Origin of the sequence: Bacillus sp. Nf3 (genome assembly GCF_003028545.1) — a bacterium.
Taxonomy (GTDB): Bacteria; Bacillota; Bacilli; order Bacillales; family Bacillaceae; genus Bacillus; species Bacillus safensis.
Genome location: NZ_PYUA01000010.1, coordinates 40,774 through 58,079, shown reverse-complemented (window position 1 = coordinate 58,079; position 17,306 = coordinate 40,774). Strand labels below are relative to the sequence as shown.

At 41.2% G+C, this 17,306-nt stretch carries 18 protein-coding genes; 15 read left to right on the top strand and 3 right to left on the bottom strand.

Annotated features, from left to right (window positions below; all coding sequences use genetic code 11):
• Positions 1-77: 77 nt before the first annotated feature.
• The 7 genes from mnmE (at position 78) to C9414_RS18010 (ending at position 7,874) form a co-directional block, all read left to right on the top strand.
• A complete protein-coding gene (gene mnmE, locus C9414_RS18040; protein WP_024424070.1) occupies positions 78-1,457 on the top strand; it encodes a tRNA uridine-5-carboxymethylaminomethyl(34) synthesis GTPase MnmE in 1,380 nt (459 codons plus the stop codon).
• Between the two features lie 17 nt (positions 1,458-1,474).
• Complete coding sequence (gene mnmG, locus C9414_RS18035) at positions 1,475-3,361, top strand: tRNA uridine-5-carboxymethylaminomethyl(34) synthesis enzyme MnmG (RefSeq protein ID WP_039182934.1); 1,887 nt, start codon at positions 1,475-1,477, stop codon at positions 3,359-3,361.
• 13 nt (positions 3,362-3,374) lie between these two features.
• Complete coding sequence (rsmG, locus tag C9414_RS18030) at positions 3,375-4,094, top strand: 16S rRNA (guanine(527)-N(7))-methyltransferase RsmG (RefSeq protein WP_024424068.1); 720 nt, start codon at positions 3,375-3,377, stop codon at positions 4,092-4,094.
• 105 nt (positions 4,095-4,199) lie between these two features.
• Complete coding sequence (gene noc / locus C9414_RS18025; RefSeq protein WP_039182930.1) at positions 4,200-5,075, top strand: nucleoid occlusion protein; 876 nt, start codon at positions 4,200-4,202, stop codon at positions 5,073-5,075.
• Positions 5,076-5,202: 127 nt separating this feature from the next.
• Positions 5,203-6,030 carry an orthopoxovirus pf05708 family protein gene (locus tag C9414_RS18020; RefSeq protein ID WP_107164232.1) on the top strand — a complete coding sequence of 276 codons (828 nt, stop codon included), beginning with the start codon at positions 5,203-5,205 and terminating at the stop codon, positions 6,028-6,030.
• Positions 6,031-6,265: 235 nt separating this feature from the next.
• A complete protein-coding gene (soj, locus tag C9414_RS18015; RefSeq protein ID WP_008360890.1) occupies positions 6,266-7,027 on the top strand; it encodes a sporulation initiation inhibitor protein Soj in 762 nt (253 codons plus the stop codon).
• Positions 7,020-7,874, top strand: a complete 855-nt coding sequence (locus C9414_RS18010; RefSeq protein ID WP_107164231.1) for a ParB/RepB/Spo0J family partition protein — start codon at positions 7,020-7,022, stop codon at positions 7,872-7,874. The genes soj and C9414_RS18010 overlap by 8 nt, the downstream gene beginning before the upstream one ends.
• A 25-nt stretch (positions 7,875-7,899) precedes the next feature.
• Here the strand turns inward: C9414_RS18010 and yyaC are convergent, their stop codons facing one another.
• Positions 7,900-8,526 carry a spore protease YyaC gene (gene yyaC / locus C9414_RS18005; protein ID WP_107164230.1) on the bottom strand — a complete coding sequence of 209 codons (627 nt, stop codon included), beginning with the start codon at positions 8,524-8,526 and terminating at the stop codon, positions 7,900-7,902.
• Positions 8,527-8,598: 72 nt separating this feature from the next.
• Here yyaC and C9414_RS18000 point away from each other — a divergent pair, with 72 nt between their 5' ends.
• Complete coding sequence (locus tag C9414_RS18000; RefSeq protein ID WP_107164229.1) at positions 8,599-9,654, top strand: YkvI family membrane protein; 1,056 nt, start codon at positions 8,599-8,601, stop codon at positions 9,652-9,654.
• Between the two features lie 25 nt (positions 9,655-9,679).
• Here the strand turns inward: C9414_RS18000 and C9414_RS17995 are convergent, their stop codons facing one another.
• Together C9414_RS17995 and C9414_RS17990 are read right to left on the bottom strand one after the other, a co-directional pair.
• Positions 9,680-10,090, bottom strand: a complete 411-nt coding sequence (locus C9414_RS17995) for a hypothetical protein (protein ID WP_107164228.1) — start codon at positions 10,088-10,090, stop codon at positions 9,680-9,682.
• A 15-nt stretch (positions 10,091-10,105) separates the two neighbouring features.
• A complete protein-coding gene (locus C9414_RS17990) occupies positions 10,106-11,425 on the bottom strand; it encodes a hydrolase (protein WP_107164227.1) in 1,320 nt (439 codons plus the stop codon).
• A 294-nt stretch (positions 11,426-11,719) separates the two neighbouring features.
• Here C9414_RS17990 and C9414_RS17985 point away from each other — a divergent pair, with 294 nt between their 5' ends.
• The 7 genes from C9414_RS17985 to opuFB all read left to right on the top strand — a co-directional run bounded on the left by C9414_RS17985 (position 11,720) and on the right by opuFB (position 17,177).
• Positions 11,720-11,926, top strand: a complete 207-nt coding sequence (locus C9414_RS17985; protein WP_008347561.1) for a DUF951 domain-containing protein — start codon at positions 11,720-11,722, stop codon at positions 11,924-11,926.
• Positions 11,927-12,142: 216 nt separating this feature from the next.
• The gene (gene ychF, locus C9414_RS17980) at positions 12,143-13,243 is read left to right on the top strand and encodes a redox-regulated ATPase YchF (protein WP_039182923.1); all 1,101 of its coding nucleotides are present in this window, start codon (positions 12,143-12,145) and stop codon (positions 13,241-13,243) included.
• A 108-nt stretch (positions 13,244-13,351) separates the two neighbouring features.
• Complete coding sequence (gene rpsF, locus C9414_RS17975) at positions 13,352-13,639, top strand: 30S ribosomal protein S6 (protein WP_024424058.1); 288 nt, start codon at positions 13,352-13,354, stop codon at positions 13,637-13,639.
• 36 nt (positions 13,640-13,675) lie between these two features.
• Positions 13,676-14,218 carry a single-stranded DNA-binding protein SsbA gene (ssbA, locus tag C9414_RS17970; RefSeq protein WP_007497456.1) on the top strand — a complete coding sequence of 181 codons (543 nt, stop codon included), beginning with the start codon at positions 13,676-13,678 and terminating at the stop codon, positions 14,216-14,218.
• Positions 14,219-14,258: 40 nt separating this feature from the next.
• Positions 14,259-14,498, top strand: a complete 240-nt coding sequence (gene rpsR / locus C9414_RS17965) for a 30S ribosomal protein S18 (RefSeq protein WP_008359105.1) — start codon at positions 14,259-14,261, stop codon at positions 14,496-14,498.
• Between the two features lie 203 nt (positions 14,499-14,701).
• A complete protein-coding gene (locus C9414_RS17960; RefSeq protein ID WP_107164226.1) occupies positions 14,702-15,667 on the top strand; it encodes an ABC transporter ATP-binding protein in 966 nt (321 codons plus the stop codon).
• Positions 15,660-17,177: an osmoprotectant update ABC transporter permease/substrate-binding subunit OpuFB gene (opuFB, locus tag C9414_RS17955; RefSeq protein WP_107164225.1), complete on the top strand. Its 1,518-nt coding sequence runs from the start codon at positions 15,660-15,662 to the stop codon at positions 17,175-17,177. Before C9414_RS17960 ends, opuFB begins: the two co-directional genes overlap by 8 nt.
• Positions 17,178-17,306: the final 129 nt, after the last annotated feature.

The window sequence follows — 17,306 nt, the reverse complement described above, 5'->3', positions numbered from 1 at the left end:
TTTTGATATAGAGATGGACAATGTCCATTTAATAGATAACAGACTGTTTATTCAGTAGAGAAAGAGGTGAATGAGTGATGGATACAATTGCAGCAATTTCTACGCCGATGGGTGAAGGAGCAATTGCAATTATTCGTTTAAGCGGGCCTGATGCGGTACAGATTGCTGATCGGATGTATAAAGGTCCTAAGGAGAAAAAACTTGTATCGGTGGATTCTCATACGATTCATTATGGTCATATTGTGGATTCTAGCACTGAGCAAGTAATAGAAGAGGTCATGGTGTCAGTATTAAGAGCGCCAAAAACATTTACGAGAGAAGACGTTATTGAGATTAACTGCCATGGCGGAATTGTAACGGTCAATAAAGTATTGCAGCTTGCTTTAAGAGAAGGAGCAAGATTAGCGGAGCCAGGTGAGTTTACAAAACGAGCTTTCTTAAATGGAAGAATTGATCTTTCACAGGCTGAAGCGGTAATGGATTTGATTCGCGCAAAGACAGATCGTGCGATGAATGTAGCGATTACTCAAATGGAGGGACGCCTCTCCGGTTTGATTAAACGACTTCGCGGCGAGATATTGGAAACTTTGGCCCATGTTGAAGTCAATATTGACTATCCTGAGTATGACGATGTTGAAGAAATGACGCATCGTGTCTTAGTTGAAAAGGCAACATCAGTGAAAAAGGAAATTGAGTCACTGCTAACGACGTCTCAGCAGGGGAAAATACTTCGCGAGGGCTTATCCACTGTCATTATTGGAAGACCGAATGTTGGGAAGTCTTCCTTGTTGAATAGTCTTGTACAGGAAACAAAAGCGATTGTAACAGATATTCCTGGAACAACGAGAGATGTCATTGAGGAATATGTAAATGTTAGAGGTGTACCGCTTCGTTTAGTCGATACTGCGGGTATACGTGAGACGGAGGACATTGTTGAGCGTATAGGGGTTGAACGATCTAGACAGGTCTTAAAAGAAGCTGACCTGATTTTACTTGTGCTCAATTATAGCGAGGAATTATCAGAAGAGGATATCAAATTATTTGAGGCTGTCTCAGGTATGGATATCATTGTGATCGTGAATAAGACAGATCTTGAGCCTAAGCTTGATATTGAAAAGGTCAAGCAGTTAGCGAAGGATCGTCCGGTGGTTACTACATCATTATTACAAGAAAAGGGGATTGATGAGCTTGAAATTGCGATTCAATCACTATTCTTCACGGGTTCAATTGAAAGTGGAGATTTAACGTATGTAAGTAACACAAGGCATATTGCGCTCCTTCAGGCAGCAAAACAATCCATTGAGGATGCTCTTGAAGGAATTGAAATGGACGTACCGATCGACATAGTTCAAATAGATTTAACACGCTGCTGGGAACAGCTGGGTGAAATTATTGGGGATGCTGTTCATGAAAGCTTGATTGATCAGTTATTCTCTCAATTCTGTTTAGGAAAGTAAAGGGAGGAACATAAGAAATGGGTTATGAAGCTGGCAATTATGACGTAATCGTCGTGGGTGCCGGTCATGCTGGAGTTGAGGCTGCTCTTGCATCTGCAAGACAGGGCGCCAAAACACTTGTATTGACTATCAACCTCGATATGGTTGCTTTTATGCCATGTAATCCGTCCGTAGGCGGCCCCGCAAAAGGGATTGTCGTCAGAGAAATTGATGCTCTAGGCGGAGAAATGGCACGAAATATAGATAAGACGCATATTCAAATGCGCATGCTGAATACGGGGAAAGGACCTGCTGTCCGTGCGTTAAGAGCGCAAGCAGATAAGTTCCAATATCAGCATGAAATGAAAAAAACAATGGAAAATGAACCAAACCTGACAATGCTGCAAGGTATGGTAGATCATTTAATTGTAGAAGATGATGAATGTAAAGGTGTTGTTACTCAAACAGGGGCGAACTATCGTGCGAAGTCTGTTGTATTAACAACAGGGACTTTCTTAAAAGGCCGCATTATTTTAGGAGACCTTTCGTATTCAAGCGGTCCAAATAACCAGCAGCCTTCTATTAAATTATCGGATCATTTAGCAGAACTAGGATTTGATTTGGTTCGTTTTAAAACAGGAACACCTCCTCGAGTGAATAGTCACTCGATTGACTATAGTAAAACAGAAATTCAACCAGGTGATGATGTCCCGCGGGCATTCTCCTATGAAACGGTTGAATATATTACTGACCAGCTGCCATGCTGGCTAACATACACGAGTTTAGAGACTCATCAAATAATTGATGAGAATCTACACCGTTCTCCAATGTATTCAGGTATGATTAAAGGAACTGGCCCTAGATACTGCCCGTCCATCGAAGATAAAGTGGTGCGTTTCAATGATAAACCGAGACATCAAATTTTCTTAGAGCCAGAAGGTCGTAATACACAGGAAGTTTATGTTCAAGGATTGTCTACAAGTCTTCCTGAGGATGTACAGCAGCGCATGCTTTCAACCATCCCAGGACTCGAGAATGTACAAATGATGAGAGCGGGTTATGCCATCGAGTATGATGCGATTGTACCTACTCAATTGTGGCCTACACTTGAGACGAAGAAAATTTCTGGATTATATACAGCTGGCCAAATTAATGGTACGTCTGGTTATGAGGAAGCAGCAGGTCAAGGGATTATGGCAGGTATTAATGCAGGAAGAAAAGCATTAGGTAAAGAAGAAGTCATTTTAAGCCGATCTGATGCATATATCGGTGTTCTCATCGATGACCTTGTTACAAAAGGAACAAATGAACCATACCGTCTTTTGACATCACGTGCTGAGTATCGTCTACTTCTACGTCATGACAATGCTGATTTAAGATTAACTGAACTTGGCTATCAAATTGGATTAATCTCTGAAGAAAGATTCCAGTCATTCCAGCAGAAAAAAGAAGCCATTGAAGCAGAGAAAAAACGTTTATATTCTGTCATCATTAAACCAACAGCAGAGACTCAAGAATTTATTCGTTCACTCGGTGGAAGTGAGCTGAAGGACGGTATTCGTGCAAGCGATTTGATGAAGCGTCCAGAAATGAACTATGAATCTGTTGTGAAATTAGCTCCTGCTGAAACACCGCTTCCTTCTGATGTGTGTGAGCAGGTAGAGATTCAAATTAAATACGAAGGTTATATTGAAAAGTCACTCCAGCAAGTTGAAAAACTGAAAAAGATGGAGAACAAAAAGATTCCTGATCGAATTGATTATGACGCCATCAAAGGAATTGCAACTGAAGCGAAACAAAAGCTGAAAGAAGTCCGACCGCTTTCTGTTGCACAGGCTTCTCGTATTTCAGGCGTTAACCCTGCTGATATTTCTATCCTTTTAGTATATTTAGAGCAGGGGCGTATTGCGAAGATAGCAGAATAGAAAGGATGTCGGCATGAACATTGAACAATTTACAGCAGCACTAGAGGAGAAAGGGATCACTCTTTCTCCTGTGCAGCTTGAACAATTTGAAACCTACTTCCGCATGCTTGTAGAATGGAACGAGAAAATGAATTTAACGTCCATTACTGAAAAGGAAGAAGTGTATTTAAAGCATTTTTATGATTCAATATCAGCAGCATTTTTTATTGATTTTCACAAAGTGACGACGATTTGTGATATTGGAGCTGGTGCTGGTTTTCCAAGCATTCCTCTTAAAATTTGTTTCCCTCATCTACATGTGACCATTGTTGATTCTCTTCAGAAACGAATTACGTTTCTCAATGAGTTAGCAAAAGGATTAAACTTACAAGATACTACTTTTTATCATGATCGTGCGGAAACGTTTGGACAACGTAAGGAAAAGCGTGAAAGCTATGATCTTGTCACTGCTAGAGCAGTTGCACGTTTATCCGTCTTAAGCGAACTTTGTCTGCCTCTAGTGAAAAAGGAAGGATTGTTTGTTGCCTTAAAAGCATCTGCCGCTGATGAAGAAATGCAAGCAGGGAAAAAAGCCGTCACAGTCCTCGGAGGAGAGGTTGTTGAAAAGCATTCCTTTGTTCTGCCTTTAGAAGAAAGCGAACGGAACATCATTGTCATTGAAAAGAAAAAGCAAACACCAAAAAAATATCCTAGAAAACCAGGAACACCTAATAAATCACCAATAGAAGGTTGATCATGTAAAAGGTCGGTTTTTCTTCAATATTTATGATTTTACAGAAGGAAAAAACATGAGAAAATAGAATTATAAAAAGGTAGTTTTTAAAGGTGGTGTAGGTTCATGAAGCATTCACTCTCACGCTTCTTCGGGCTTGGTGACAAAGAACATCCTGAGCGTGAAACCGAAATAGAGGCAGAGATTGCTGAGCATGATACATTAAAGGAAGAGATACAGGAGCTCCCGGTCGACACAATTATGCCAAACCGTTTTCAGCCACGCACCATTTTTTCAGAAGAAAAGATACAAGAGCTGGCCACGACGATTCATACCCATGGCATTATCCAACCGATTGTTGTTAGACCAACAGAAGAAGAAGGAAAATATGAACTGATCGCCGGCGAAAGACGTTGGAGAGCGGTACAGACTCTTCAATGGGAGAAAATCCCCGCTATTATAAAAGATTTTACTGATACGGAAACGGCATCTGTGGCATTGATTGAAAATTTGCAAAGAGAAGAGCTGTCTGCTATTGAGGAGGCTCATGCTTATGCACGTCTTTTAGAGCTCCATGATTTAACACAAGAGGCGCTTGCTCAGCGTTTAGGCAAGGGACAATCAACTGTTGCAAACAAATTAAGACTTTTAAAGTTGCCTGAAGAGGTACAACAAGCCATTTTAGAGAAAAAAATCTCTGAAAGGCATGCACGTTCACTTGTGCCCCTAAAGCTTCCAGAATTACAAATCGCGCTATTACAGGAAATCATCGAAAAGCAGTTGAATGTGAAACAGACTGAAGAGCGTGTAGTGAAGATGCTTGAACAAAAAACAGATCGCAAACCGAAGCCAAAACGTAAGGCGTTTAGTCGTGATACACGAATTGCGATGAATACCATTCGTCAGTCTCTCCACATGGTAGAAGACAGCGGACTTAAGATAAATACCGAGGAAGAAGAGTTTGAGGAATATATCCAACTAACAATTCGAATCCCTAAATAGAAAAAAGCTGATGAGCGCCACTCGTCAGCTTTTTTTTGTCTTTTTTCTAGCACACATTCAATATACATTATATTTATAAATTGGTAAAATATGATTTTAGAAGTGTAAAGGAGGTGACAACTACTTGATGAAAATGAAGAAGACTACTTTCGCCATTATTTGTTATTTGCTATTTTCTTTTTCTCTTTTTTCAAATGAAGCGACAATATACGCTGTGAAATCGCCAACGGCTCATCATGCGGATGAAAGTTTGATGACCAACGAAGAATTGAACGTTCTGAAGGAGCAAGGTGCTGTTTCTAAAGATGTGACTGTACAGCAATTCAATCGAGAGTATGCGTCTTCCGACGATTCAATCGACTTGATTACAGCTGACGATGAATTGAAGAACTATGGATTACGACAAAATAAACAGGATGAGCTGGTGACGGATGAGAAGCCACACACCCTCAAGCTCCTTTTAGGAAAGCCGTATCCTGGTACTGATATTATCCCTAAAAAAGGAGATATTTTGGTGACAACCACTGATGCTGTAAAGGGTTTGGTTGGACATGCAGGTATCGTCATTAATGAGAAAAGCTATGCTTCTATTCCAGGGTTACGGCAGCATCCTCAACTTGATTCCATTCATAACTGGTTTCGCTATAGTGCCAATACAAAGGTAATTCGAATTAATCAAGAGGAGAAGGCAGATTTAGCAGGGGAATGGGCACACGATTATGTGAAAGGTCATCCGAAGGCTCGCTACTCCATCACCATGTCCATTCAATCACTGGATCCGACTTATTGTTCAAAGATTGTGTGGCAGGCCTATGGCAAAACAGGGGACGCTTTGGGAAATGCGGCCTTTACTATTAAGACACCTTATGGATTTTTAAAAAAGAAAAGCTATAAAACAGTAACTCCTAAGGTCATTGTGAGTGAAGGCCGTAAAATAGGTGAATTAAACTTTTGACATGTGACCCTCACTTTTGATGAAAGTGAGGGTTTTGAGCATGTCTATTTCTCGAAAAAGATATATCAATATAATTTTTGGGTGTGTTTTCATTCATCCTTTTATGTACGAAAAGGCACATTCACCGACGAATTTATAATAGGGAAACAAAAAAAGCAAACGTTTCATACTTTTTTTGATAGAATAGGAAGTATGAATGAATGAGAAACTTGTTAAGTTGAAAGTGGGTGACATCGTGGGGAAAATCATAGCGATTACCAACCAGAAGGGCGGCGTCGGGAAGACGACAACTTCTGTTAATTTGGGTGCGTGTTTAGCATACATAGGCAAACGAGTGTTGTTAGTTGATATTGATCCGCAGGGCAATGCCACGAGTGGTATTGGGATTGAGAAGGCCGACGTAGAGAAGTGTGTGTATGATATTTTAGTTGATGATGCAGATGTTCTTGATGTGATTAAGACGACAGAGGTCGAAAATCTTGATGTCATTCCTGCGACGATACAGCTTGCAGGGGCTGAAATAGAGCTTGTGCCTACAATCTCACGTGAAGTGAGGCTGAAGAGAGCACTTGAATCTGTTAAGCAGAATTATGATTATATGATTATTGACTGCCCGCCATCACTTGGACTACTGACGATTAATGCGTTAACTGCCTCTGATTCCGTTTTAATACCAGTTCAGTGCGAATATTATGCGCTTGAAGGATTGAGCCAATTGTTAAACACAGTTCGTCTCGTGCAGAAACATTTAAATACCGATCTAGCCATTGAAGGTGTCTTACTGACAATGCTTGATGCCAGAACAAATCTTGGGATTCAGGTTATCGAAGAAGTGAAGAAGTACTTTAGAGATAAAGTCTATCAAACCGTGATTCCTAGAAATGTGAGGCTGAGTGAAGCGCCAAGTCATGGAAAGCCGATTATCTTGTATGATCCACGTTCAAGAGGTGCAGATGTCTATTTAGACTTAGCAAAGGAAGTGGATGCGAATGGCTAAAGGTCTTGGAAAGGGTATTAATGCACTATTTAACAACGTAGACTCAAATGAAGAAACGGTTGAAGAAATCAAACTAAAGGAATTGCGTCCGAATCCGTATCAGCCAAGGAAAACGTTTGATGATGATGCGTTGGCTGATCTGAAAGAATCGATTCAGCAGCACGGTGTTTTACAGCCAATCATTGTTCGTAAATCGATTAAAGGATATGACATTGTAGCAGGAGAGCGCCGTTTTCGAGCGGCACAACAAGCTGGTCTGACAACAATTCCTGCGATCGTTCGAGAGTTTTCAGAAACGCTGATGAGAGAAATTGCCCTTTTAGAAAACCTGCAGCGCGAGGATCTATCTCCACTAGAGGAAGCCGAAGCGTATGCTTCCTTGCTGGATCATCTAAGTGTGACACAAGAGGAATTAGCGAAGCGATTAGGGAAAAGCAGACCGCATATTGCGAACCATCTCCGTCTGTTGACTTTACCGGATGACATACAAAAGCTGATTGCAAATGGAACGTTATCAATGGGACATGGCCGGACATTGCTTAGCTTAAAAAACAAAAAGAAGCTGGCACCTTTAGTAAAGAAAATCGTGGATGAGGGATTAAACGTACGCCAGGTTGAGAAACTTGTGCAGCAGTTAAACGAAAATGTTCCACGTGAAACAAAGAAAAAAGAAGCACCAAAGGATCGAGTGTTGAAAGAAAGAGAGTCTTTCTTACAAAACTACTTTGGTACTTCCGTGACGATCAAGAAACAAAAGAAAAAAGGGAAAATTGAGATTGAATTTCTCTCCAATGAAGATTTAGAAAGAATCCTTGAATTGCTTTCTACGAGGGAATCATCAGAGTGACCATCTTGATACAAGATGGTCTTTTTTATATTCGCCCAGTGATATTTTGAATAGGTGTGAAGAGAGACCTGCTTTTTTCTCTCGTCCAATCCATTTGGTCAATGTGAGATAGACTTTCAGAAAGTGTATTGGCCATAGACATGACAAGATGAAGACGTGTGTTTTGGAGAACGAAGTATTCCATGAAACCACTCACATTGACGATTCCATTAATATGAATATCTCCTACCTCTGGCAGTTCTTTTTGCACACCAGCCCCGGGCTTTAACGGTCCATCTCCAATTTGGAAGGAACCGACACTTTTCACTCTTCCTAAACAGGCATCAACCGCTACAATAAACGGGTGTTTATGAGCTTGTTCAATGTCAGCGAGTTTTTCTTTTAAATTGACTGCATGCACTGGATCAGAGAGTGTTCCATATACATGAAGCTTTTTCAAATTCAGACCTGAAAGCTTTGTACCAACAAGTGGACCTAGAGAGTCGCCGGTTGATCGATCTGTACCAATACAAACGATGGCAACGGGTCTTTTTCCTGCTTTCTGAAGATGCGAGAATAAAATACTTTTAAGCTGTTGAATGGCATTTGTATCCGTATGGGACACGTATTCTTTCACCCTATTTCTAAAAAAAAGACCGTTCTTGCTATTCATAGGTCTCACTTCCTTGTCATAGTAGTTAGTAACAGTATACGGAAACAAGCTTAATTCTATACCTATGAGGTGATGATTGTGTGGAAGGATGGTTCAAGGTGGACGCTTTTAATTTTAGGAAGCTTAATAGGAGCGGGATATGCTTCCGGCCAGGAAATTTGGCAGTTTTTTGGCATTGATAGCGGACTAGCCATTCTACTGTTTACATTGATGTTTATGCTGTCTACCTATGTGGTGTTAAAAATCAGTTATGAGGTGCGTGCCGATCACTTTGTGCCAGTGCTGGAGCGGCTTGTCGGTCCATGGCTGGCTAAGGTGTATGACGTGTTAATTGTCCTTTATTTATTCACGACAACGACGGTCATGATTGCCGGCGGCGGGGTGACTCTTGAGATGTATCATGTGCCTTTTTGGATTGGCATCGGCGCGTTCTGTTTGTTTTCATTTATGATTTTTTTCTGGGATGTGAAAGGGCTTTTATCTGTGAATGCTTTCATTATACCAATTTTGGTGGCAGGGCTCATCTATGCGTTTGTTTTTTATTATATGAACCATGATCATATGTGGCGGATTGATTTTGGACAGCAGTACAATTGGCCTGCCAGCATTGTCTTTGCTTCTTTGAATATATTATCCGTTGTGGCAGTGCTGTCTTCGGTTGGGAAAGAAATGAAGGGGCTTGGGGAAGCCAAAGTGGCGAGTATATTAAGCGGGCTCATTTTTGGTGTCATCTCGTATGTGTATAACGAAATACTAGTTGATATTTCTGGAAGCCTTTCAGCAGAGGGAATTCCTTTGTTTACAGTATTAGAAGGGGCGCCGGCGTCTTTGTTTGTGTTTATGACGGTTGTCCTTTGTCTAGCCATTTATACGACGACGGCAGCAGGTTTATTTGGATTATCCAGCCGGATGCTTTCTTTTGTACGAATGCCCCGCTGGCTGGTTGTATTGGTGATGCTTCTTTTGATGGCCCCTTTAACATCTCTTGGCTTTGCTGATTTGATTGCTTTCTTGTATCCGATTTATAGTTTGTTGAATCTTTATTTGCTCGTCTGTTTAATGCTGTATCCGATTTTAAGTAAAAAGATATTTTCTCGTCCTAAAAATTATATTGATAAAATAAAATAAGCACCTCTCATTTTAAGAGCTGTGCTTATTTGATCTGAATTGAATCAATAGCTTCTTTGATGTCATCGTAGACAGGCATTTGTTTAAGACGCTGGAGGCGATCCTCTAATTCTGATATGGCCTGTCCCTTTAAATGCTGGGAAATGTGTTGTTTGACAATGGTCGTCTGGTTTATCATGTCTTCTGTTTTAGCCAACTGATACTCCAAGTGCACGCGTGTATTTGCTAATTCGTCGTGCAGCCGCATTTTGAGCAGCCGTTTTAAATCCTTACGCTGTCCTTCTCTGCGTATGGCCTGAATGGCGGCAATTTCTTCAGGAGACTGTGTTTGTGTGTTTGGTGCCGATTGATTTTCAAATACAGACATGGAGCGACGAGCACTCACATTTTGCAAGAAACGCTGGGCGTCACTAGGAGGTTTATTTTGATTGATCATGCGATGACTCCTTTCTTAATGAATACCCATTTGCACTGCAAGGCGTCTATCTGCCTTGGCGTAGTCATCACCCATTGTGTACATATGTCTTGAAAGGGCAGAAAGCTCTTGTTCGTAATCTCTCAGGGTGTACAAGGCATTCAGTTGTTTTTCGTGTGAATAAAAGGAGGAATGGGTCTGTTCCATTCTCACTTCCTCTACGAGTGCTTCCACATCACTATGACTTAATAAATCATAGTGGCCAAAGCCGACGAGTCCTTTGAGCTCTTGTTTTACATGATGAACGGCGTCTTTTACGCTTTCATCAATTCCATCGATTTTCTCAAATACAGTATGCACTTCATGTTCAATAATACTTTTCAGATCATAGGATGAATTTTTCAGTAAATGGGATTTTATGATAATTTCAAGTCCGCTTTGTGCATATGCACGTCCAGAATGAATTTCTTGCAGCAACATGGCTGTAAAACTTGTATTGTGATCAAGCTGTTCATCTAAAATACGGGCAGATCCATTCGGGTGGAATGAATATCCATTTGCTTTAAATTCTCCTGAAACGAGAGCTAAAAAAGCATTTGTATCAAAGGATTCGTTCCATTCTATATTCATAGATGCAAAAGCTGATTTTAAAAAGGTGTCTATTTCTCTTTTTTTGTATTTAACGGATTCTTGGACTGAGTCTTGCTGCCGTGGCGGGACGGTGTACTTGACTTGTCCAACCCCTTGATCATGGCGATTGAGTAAACCGACGTAATGATTAGGCTGAATATATTCAGTCAACATGCGTGTATATTGACCTTGCTGCGCCTTTTGCTTAATCGAAGGCGATAGACTGCTCCATATATTTGGGCTGTCAAAAGTGACGGCTTTTTTGACAGCTGGCTGTTCTGTTGCAACATAAGCACAAACAGCACCGGCAAGTGCTTGTCCAGTGAGATGGATACCTGCATTCGGATGCGTCTGACAGACTTTCTCTATGTATTCCTTCCCTTTAAAAAAGACATGTTCTTGATTGCTGTCAAGGGACTTTCTTTCAATTGGATAGGCATAATCTGTTTTGAGCAATGACTGTGCAGCGTTGTGTACATCTTGCTTAGATGTCACCGTCATTTGATGTGGCAGCGGACAGTGAAAAGCGACGATGAATTCGTCTGATTGTTCCGGCTGCATCGTTAAACCATATAATTTTTGATCGATTTTTAGAAAATCGTGGACAGTGAGTGTTTGCTGACCTATTTCTATCGTATGGTGCTGCTGGTAATTGTCGATATTTCCAGCATGATCGGATATGATTTTATATTCTTTATCAGTTAATCTATCCTTTCGATTGACCATCGTACCTGCTCCCTCACATAACATTTATGCAGATATCATAAATCAAAAAATATGGAAAAACCACCGCGTTCTACCAATAAAAACCTTTTGACCTACAGTGTTTGTGACAATATTGAAAAAAAGCGGAGTTTAAGTAACTATTGGTCACAAATAAAATGATCTAAAAGAAGGGTTTTTTCTTTAAAAAAGAATAGGATGAACGATTGAAAGAGACTCTTTGTTTTGTGCATTGCCCTCCATCGCCGTTTTTTTGTACAATAGATGCAATGAAGTGAGCAAGAGAGGTGAAGGCTGATGGCAGACAAAGCATTTGGATTACATGATGTTGTTGAAATGAAAAAGCCCCATCCATGTGGTGCCAATCGGTGGAAGGTCATTCGTTTGGGCATGGATATCCGTATTAAATGTGAAGGCTGCGGACACAGCGTGATGATCCCAAGAAGAGATTTTGAACGAAAAATGAAGAAAATTCTCGTCAAGCATGAGGAGCCAACTGCTTAAGTAGGCCTCATGCTTTTTTTATTAAATTTGTCTTTTCTACAGCAAAGCCAGGTGCAATTTCCCGTTTTGAAGCATTGATTTATTCTTTTTGACGATGTTTCTTCTATTGAAAATGCATGATGGTTAGCTTGTCTTTTCATGTAAACCTACTTATAATTGCTCTAGGTTCATATTACGCAGTATAACGAGCACGTTTGATATAGAGGAGATGAAAGAATGGCTTTAACAGCTGGTATTGTTGGCTTACCTAACGTCGGGAAGTCAACGCTATTTAATGCAATTACACAGGCTGGAGCGGAGTCTGCTAACTATCCGTTTTGTACCATTGATCCAAACGTCGGAATTGTAGAAGTTCCAGACGAGCGTTTACAAAAGCTAACAGAATTGGTGCAGCCGAAAAAGACAGTACCCACTGCTTTCGAATTCACTGATATTGCGGGTATTGTCAAAGGTGCATCTAAAGGTGAAGGTTTAGGGAATAAATTCCTTTCTCATATTCGTCAAGTAGATGCGATTTGTCACGTGGTCAGAGCTTTTGCAGACGATAACATTACACACGTAGCTGGTAAGGTTGATCCTGTTGCAGATATTGAAACGATTAATCTCGAATTGATTTTGGCTGATTTAGAAACAGTTGAAAAGCGTTTAGCTCGTGTGAGTAAGCTTGCAAAACAAAAGGACAAGGAAGCAGTAGCTGAATTTGAGATTTTGTCGAAGCTAATGACCGCATTTGAAGCTGGGAAATCGGCAAGATCTGTAGAATTTACAGATGAGCAGCAAAAGCTTGTGAAACAGCTTCATTTACTCACATCTAAACCAGTTCTTTATGTAGCAAATGTGAGTGAGGATGAAGTAGCGGATCATGACGGCAACGAATATGTGCAGCAAATCCGTGAGTTTGCTGCTGGTGAAAACGCTGAAGTCATCGTTGTTTGTGCGAAGATCGAGTCTGAAATTGCAGAGCTTGAAGGAGAAGAGAAGCAAATGTTCCTTGAAGAGCTTGGTATTAATGAGTCAGGGCTTGATCAGTTAATTAGAGCATCTTATTCTCTTCTAGGATTAGCTACGTATTTCACAGCAGGTGAGCAAGAGGTACGTGCTTGGACATTTAAAAAAGGAATGAAAGCGCCAGAATGTGCTGGAATCATCCACACAGACTTCGAGCGTGGATTTATTCGTGCTGAAACGGTTGCGTATGAGGATTTACTAGCTGGCGGAAGCATGTCTGCTGCTAAAGAAGCAGGGAAAGTTCGTCTAGAAGGTAAAGAATATGTAGTGAAAGATGGAGACGTCATTCATTTCCGTTTTAACGTATAGGTTCTTGTCATAGGCCAAGTGATTTGTTATAATATACAATTGTGAGTAATATAATTTATTGCTCCTTGCCCGTTTAGGGCCGCTTAGACCAAAAGGAGGTGCAATCAGATGAGAAAGTACGAAGTTATGTACATCATCCGCCCAACAGTTGACGATGAGGCTAAAAAAGCAGTTATCGAGCGTTTCAATAACGTGTTAACTTCTAACGGTGCGGAGATCACTGGAACAAAGGATTGGGGTAAACGTCGTCTTGCATACGAAATCAACGATTTCCGTGACGGTTTCTACCAAATCGTAAACGTTCAATCTGACGCTGCAGCAGTTCAAGAATTTGACCGCTTAGCTAAGATCAGTGACGATATCATTCGCCACATTGTTGTTAAAGAAGAAGTATAAATCATTGAAATATATATTTAAAGGTGGTCTTTCAATATGCTAAACCGTGTTGTATTGGTCGGAAGACTAACAAAAGACCCTGAGCTTCGCTACACGCCTAATGGTGCGGCTGTAGCCACGTTTACTCTAGCTGTGAATCGTACGTTTACGAATCAATCTGGAGAGCGTGAAGCCGATTTCATTAACTGTGTTACTTGGAGAAGACAAGCCGAGAACGTGGCTAATTTCTTGAAAAAAGGAAGTCTTGCCGGTGTAGACGGTCGTTTGCAGACAAGAAACTATGAAAATCAGCAAGGACAGCGTGTCTTCGTGACAGAAGTTCAAGCTGAAAGTGTTCAATTTCTTGAGCCTAAGAGCGGCGGTGCTGGTTCAGGTGGATACAGCGGCGGTGGCAATAGCGGAGGCCAGTATTATGGCGGCAGCCAAAACGATCAGAATCCATTTGGAAATGAACCAAGTCAAAATCCATATGGCAATCAAAACAACCAAAATCGTAATCAGGGAAATAGCTTCAATGATGACCCATTTGCGAACGATGGTAAACCGATTGACATCTCCGATGATGATTTGCCATTCTAATTGATCTGAAAAAATGACTAAAGGAAAGGTGTGAAAACAAATGGCAGGTGGACGCAGAGGCGGTCGTGCGAAACGTCGTAAAGTATGTTTCTTTACTTCTAACGGTATCACGCACATCGATTACAAAGATGTTGATCTTCTTAGAAAGTTTGTTTCTGAGCGTGGTAAAATTTTACCTCGTCGTGTAACAGGAACTAGCGCTAAGTATCAACGTAAATTGACATTAGCGATCAAAAGATCACGTCAAATGGCATTACTTCCATACGTTACTGGTGAGTAAGTCGTTGACTTAAAAAGCGGAGAGCCCCGAGCTCTTCGCTTTTTTTATTTGTCTCACTAAGAATCTCATCTATTTTTGCTAGAACTGTTTTTGGCAGTCAACCGAGGGGAAGTATGTAAAAGTGACAGTTTATTCTATACAAATATGAGGTTGATCTGTCATATTGGTAGTCTAGAAAATAATTGCAGTCAGGGCGTGGGAAGATGATTGAATTTAAAAAGGTATCGATGCAATTTTCTGATGAGCGCTATGCCGTTCAATCTGTTGATTTGAAGATTCAGCAAGGTGAGTTTTTTGTATTGATTGGACCTAGTGGCAGCGGGAAAACGACGACATTGAAAATGATCAATCGTCTCATTTCTTCAACAGAAGGTGAGATTTACATAAAAGGTCAAAAAATAAGTGATTATGATATGTATGAGCTGCGCTGGGAAATCGGTTATGTTCTGCAGCAAATTGCGCTTTTTCCTCATATGACCATAGAAGAAAATATTGCTGTGGTGCCAGAGCTTAAGCAATGGAGCCGGAATGAGACCAATCAGCGTGTCGATGAACTCATGTTGATGGTTGGGCTTGAGCCAGCTATGTATCGACATCGAAAGCCAGCAGAGCTTTCTGGTGGGCAGCAGCAGCGTGTCGGTGTGGCACGTGCACTTGCAGCTGATCCTGAGATTGTCCTGATGGATGAACCTTTTAGTGCGTTAGATCCACTAACGAGGGAGAAATTGCAAGATGATCTGCTTGATTTGCAACGCCGTATTCAAAAAACCATTGTTTTTGTGACGCATGATATGCAGGAAGCTATGAAGATGGGTGATCGAATTTGTGTGATGAATGAAGGAAAAGTAGTGCAGATCGGACGTCCTGAGGAATTGGTTCAGCAACCAGCCAATGCCTTTGTACAAGAGTTTGTCTCAGGGGCTGCCCATCATGTAGGACATCAAGCATTTGAGCTGGAAACCTTGGCGCAACTGATGGCTCACGAAGCTCTTTTATCCTATGAGGCGGTCTCAGCACATGCCACACTGGATGAAGTCTTATCTCAATTGGCAAGGCACGAGGAATTGGCTGTTGAAAAGAATGGAGATCGGATAGGACTAGTGAACCGTCAAGCAGTGATTCAGTTTTTAGCTGATTCTCCTAGAGAGAGGGGCGATACACATGAATGATTGGACCCGTGTGTTATGGGAACGAAAAGAACAATTGGGACACGCCTTACTTGAGCATATTCAAATTTCTTTTATTGCTTTATTTTTAGCGATTTTGATTGCCATTCCATTAGGTATTTATTTAACAAGGGTTCCAAAGCTAGCGGAGTGGGTCATCGGGGTGACGGCTGTCTTGCAAACAATTCCGTCGCTTGCACTGCTTGGCTTGCTGATTCCTCTCGTGGGGATTGGGCAAGTGCCTGCCATTATTGCGCTTGTGGTCTATGCCTTACTCCCTATTTTAAGAAATACATATACAGGCATTCAGGAGGTTGATCCTTCCCTGAGAGAAGCGGCGCTTGCTATGGGGATGAATCATCGCAAACGGTTATTAAAGGTGGAGCTACCTCTTGCGATGCCAGTGATCATGGCGGGTATCCGAACCGGGATGGTTCTCATTGTGGGAACGGCCACTCTGGCCGCACTGATCGGGGCTGGGGGATTAGGAAGCTTAATCCTGCTGGGAATTGATCGAAATGATATGTCGCTCATTGTCATTGGCGCGATACCAGCTGCCTTACTCGCACTCTTATTTGATGTGGTGCTGCGAACCTTTGAGAAAATTTCCTTTAAAAAGACGGTGATCTCTGTGACTGTTTTTGCTCTGATTGCAGGAGCAGTTGTCGCTGTCCCATTGCTGTTTCAGCAAGAAAAGAAAGAAATCACCATTGGCGGGAAGTTAGGTTCAGAGCCTGAGATTTTGATCTCGATGTATAAGCTTTTAATTGAACAGGATACAGATATTCAAGTGAACCTGAAGCCCGGTCTTGGTAAGACGTCCTTTGTTTTCCAGGCTTTACGCTCTGGTGATATTGACATTTATCCTGAGTTTACGGGTACAGCGATTTCTGAATTCCTCAAGGAAACAGCAAAAAGCACAGATAAAAGAAAAGTGTATGAGCAAGCTCGGCGCGGATTGGAATCATCCTTTCAGCTCCGCCTTCTTGAGCCCATGGCATACAACAATACGTATGCTTTAGCCGTGCCGCAGTCACTGGCTGATCAATATGAGGTGTCTAACATTTCAGATCTAGGTAAGATCAAAAACCGTATAAAAGCTGGATTCACCTTAGAGTTTTCTGATCGTCAGGATGGGTATCGAGGCATTCAAAAAGCCTATCAATTTTCTTTTGATGATGTCGTGACGATGGAGCCAAAGCTTCGGTATCGAGCGATTCAAAAAGGGGATATCAATTTAGTCGATGCGTATTCGACAGATAGTGAATTGAGACAATACAAATTAAAGGTGCTTGATGATGATCAGCATGTTTTCCCGCCATATCAAGGAGCACCGCTGCTCAGGCAGGAGACATTAACTGAATTCCCTGAGATTGAGACCTCTCTCAATAAGCTTGCGGGTCAAATCACAGACGATGAGATGAGAGAAATGAATTATGAAGTCAATGTGAAGGGGAAGGATGCATTTCAGGTAGCGAAAGCCTATTTAAAAAAGAAAAAATTGCTGCAATAATCAAGGAAAAGCAGGGCTGTTTATGGCAAAGCAGCTCTGCTTTTTTAAAAGAAAAAACAAAAATCATTGACATCTACTTAAAAACATAATATCCTTAATTCGAGATAAATATATTTTTTTGATCTAATA

Bases quoted from the DNA above. Each gene is read 5' to 3' on its own strand.
- C9414_RS17985 (WP_008347561.1), top strand. From the start codon at position 11,720: ATGGCAGACAAAGCATTTGGATTACATGATGTTGTTGAAATGAAAAAG.
- ychF (WP_039182923.1), top strand. From the start codon at position 12,143: ATGGCTTTAACAGCTGGTATTGTTGGCTTACCTAACGTCGGGAAGTCA.
- rpsR (WP_008359105.1), top strand. From the start codon at position 14,259: ATGGCAGGTGGACGCAGAGGCGGTCGTGCGAAACGTCGTAAAGTATGT.
- rpsF (WP_024424058.1), top strand. From the start codon at position 13,352: ATGAGAAAGTACGAAGTTATGTACATCATCCGCCCAACAGTTGACGAT.
- C9414_RS17960 (WP_107164226.1), top strand. From the start codon at position 14,702: ATGATTGAATTTAAAAAGGTATCGATGCAATTTTCTGATGAGCGCTAT.
- rsmG (WP_024424068.1), top strand. From the start codon at position 3,375: ATGAACATTGAACAATTTACAGCAGCACTAGAGGAGAAAGGGATCACT.
- C9414_RS17995 (WP_107164228.1), bottom strand. From the start codon at position 10,090: ATGATCAATCAAAATAAACCTCCTAGTGACGCCCAGCGTTTCTTGCAA.
- noc (WP_039182930.1), top strand. From the start codon at position 4,200: ATGAAGCATTCACTCTCACGCTTCTTCGGGCTTGGTGACAAAGAACAT.
- ssbA (WP_007497456.1), top strand. From the start codon at position 13,676: ATGCTAAACCGTGTTGTATTGGTCGGAAGACTAACAAAAGACCCTGAG.
- mnmG (WP_039182934.1), top strand. From the start codon at position 1,475: ATGGGTTATGAAGCTGGCAATTATGACGTAATCGTCGTGGGTGCCGGT.
- C9414_RS18010 (WP_107164231.1), top strand. From the start codon at position 7,020: ATGGCTAAAGGTCTTGGAAAGGGTATTAATGCACTATTTAACAACGTA.
- C9414_RS18020 (WP_107164232.1), top strand. From the start codon at position 5,203: ATGAAAATGAAGAAGACTACTTTCGCCATTATTTGTTATTTGCTATTT.
- opuFB (WP_107164225.1), top strand. From the start codon at position 15,660: ATGAATGATTGGACCCGTGTGTTATGGGAACGAAAAGAACAATTGGGA.
- yyaC (WP_107164230.1), bottom strand. From the start codon at position 8,526: ATGAATAGCAAGAACGGTCTTTTTTTTAGAAATAGGGTGAAAGAATAC.
- C9414_RS17990 (WP_107164227.1), bottom strand. From the start codon at position 11,425: ATGGTCAATCGAAAGGATAGATTAACTGATAAAGAATATAAAATCATA.
- C9414_RS18000 (WP_107164229.1), top strand. From the start codon at position 8,599: ATGATTGTGTGGAAGGATGGTTCAAGGTGGACGCTTTTAATTTTAGGA.
- mnmE (WP_024424070.1), top strand. From the start codon at position 78: ATGGATACAATTGCAGCAATTTCTACGCCGATGGGTGAAGGAGCAATT.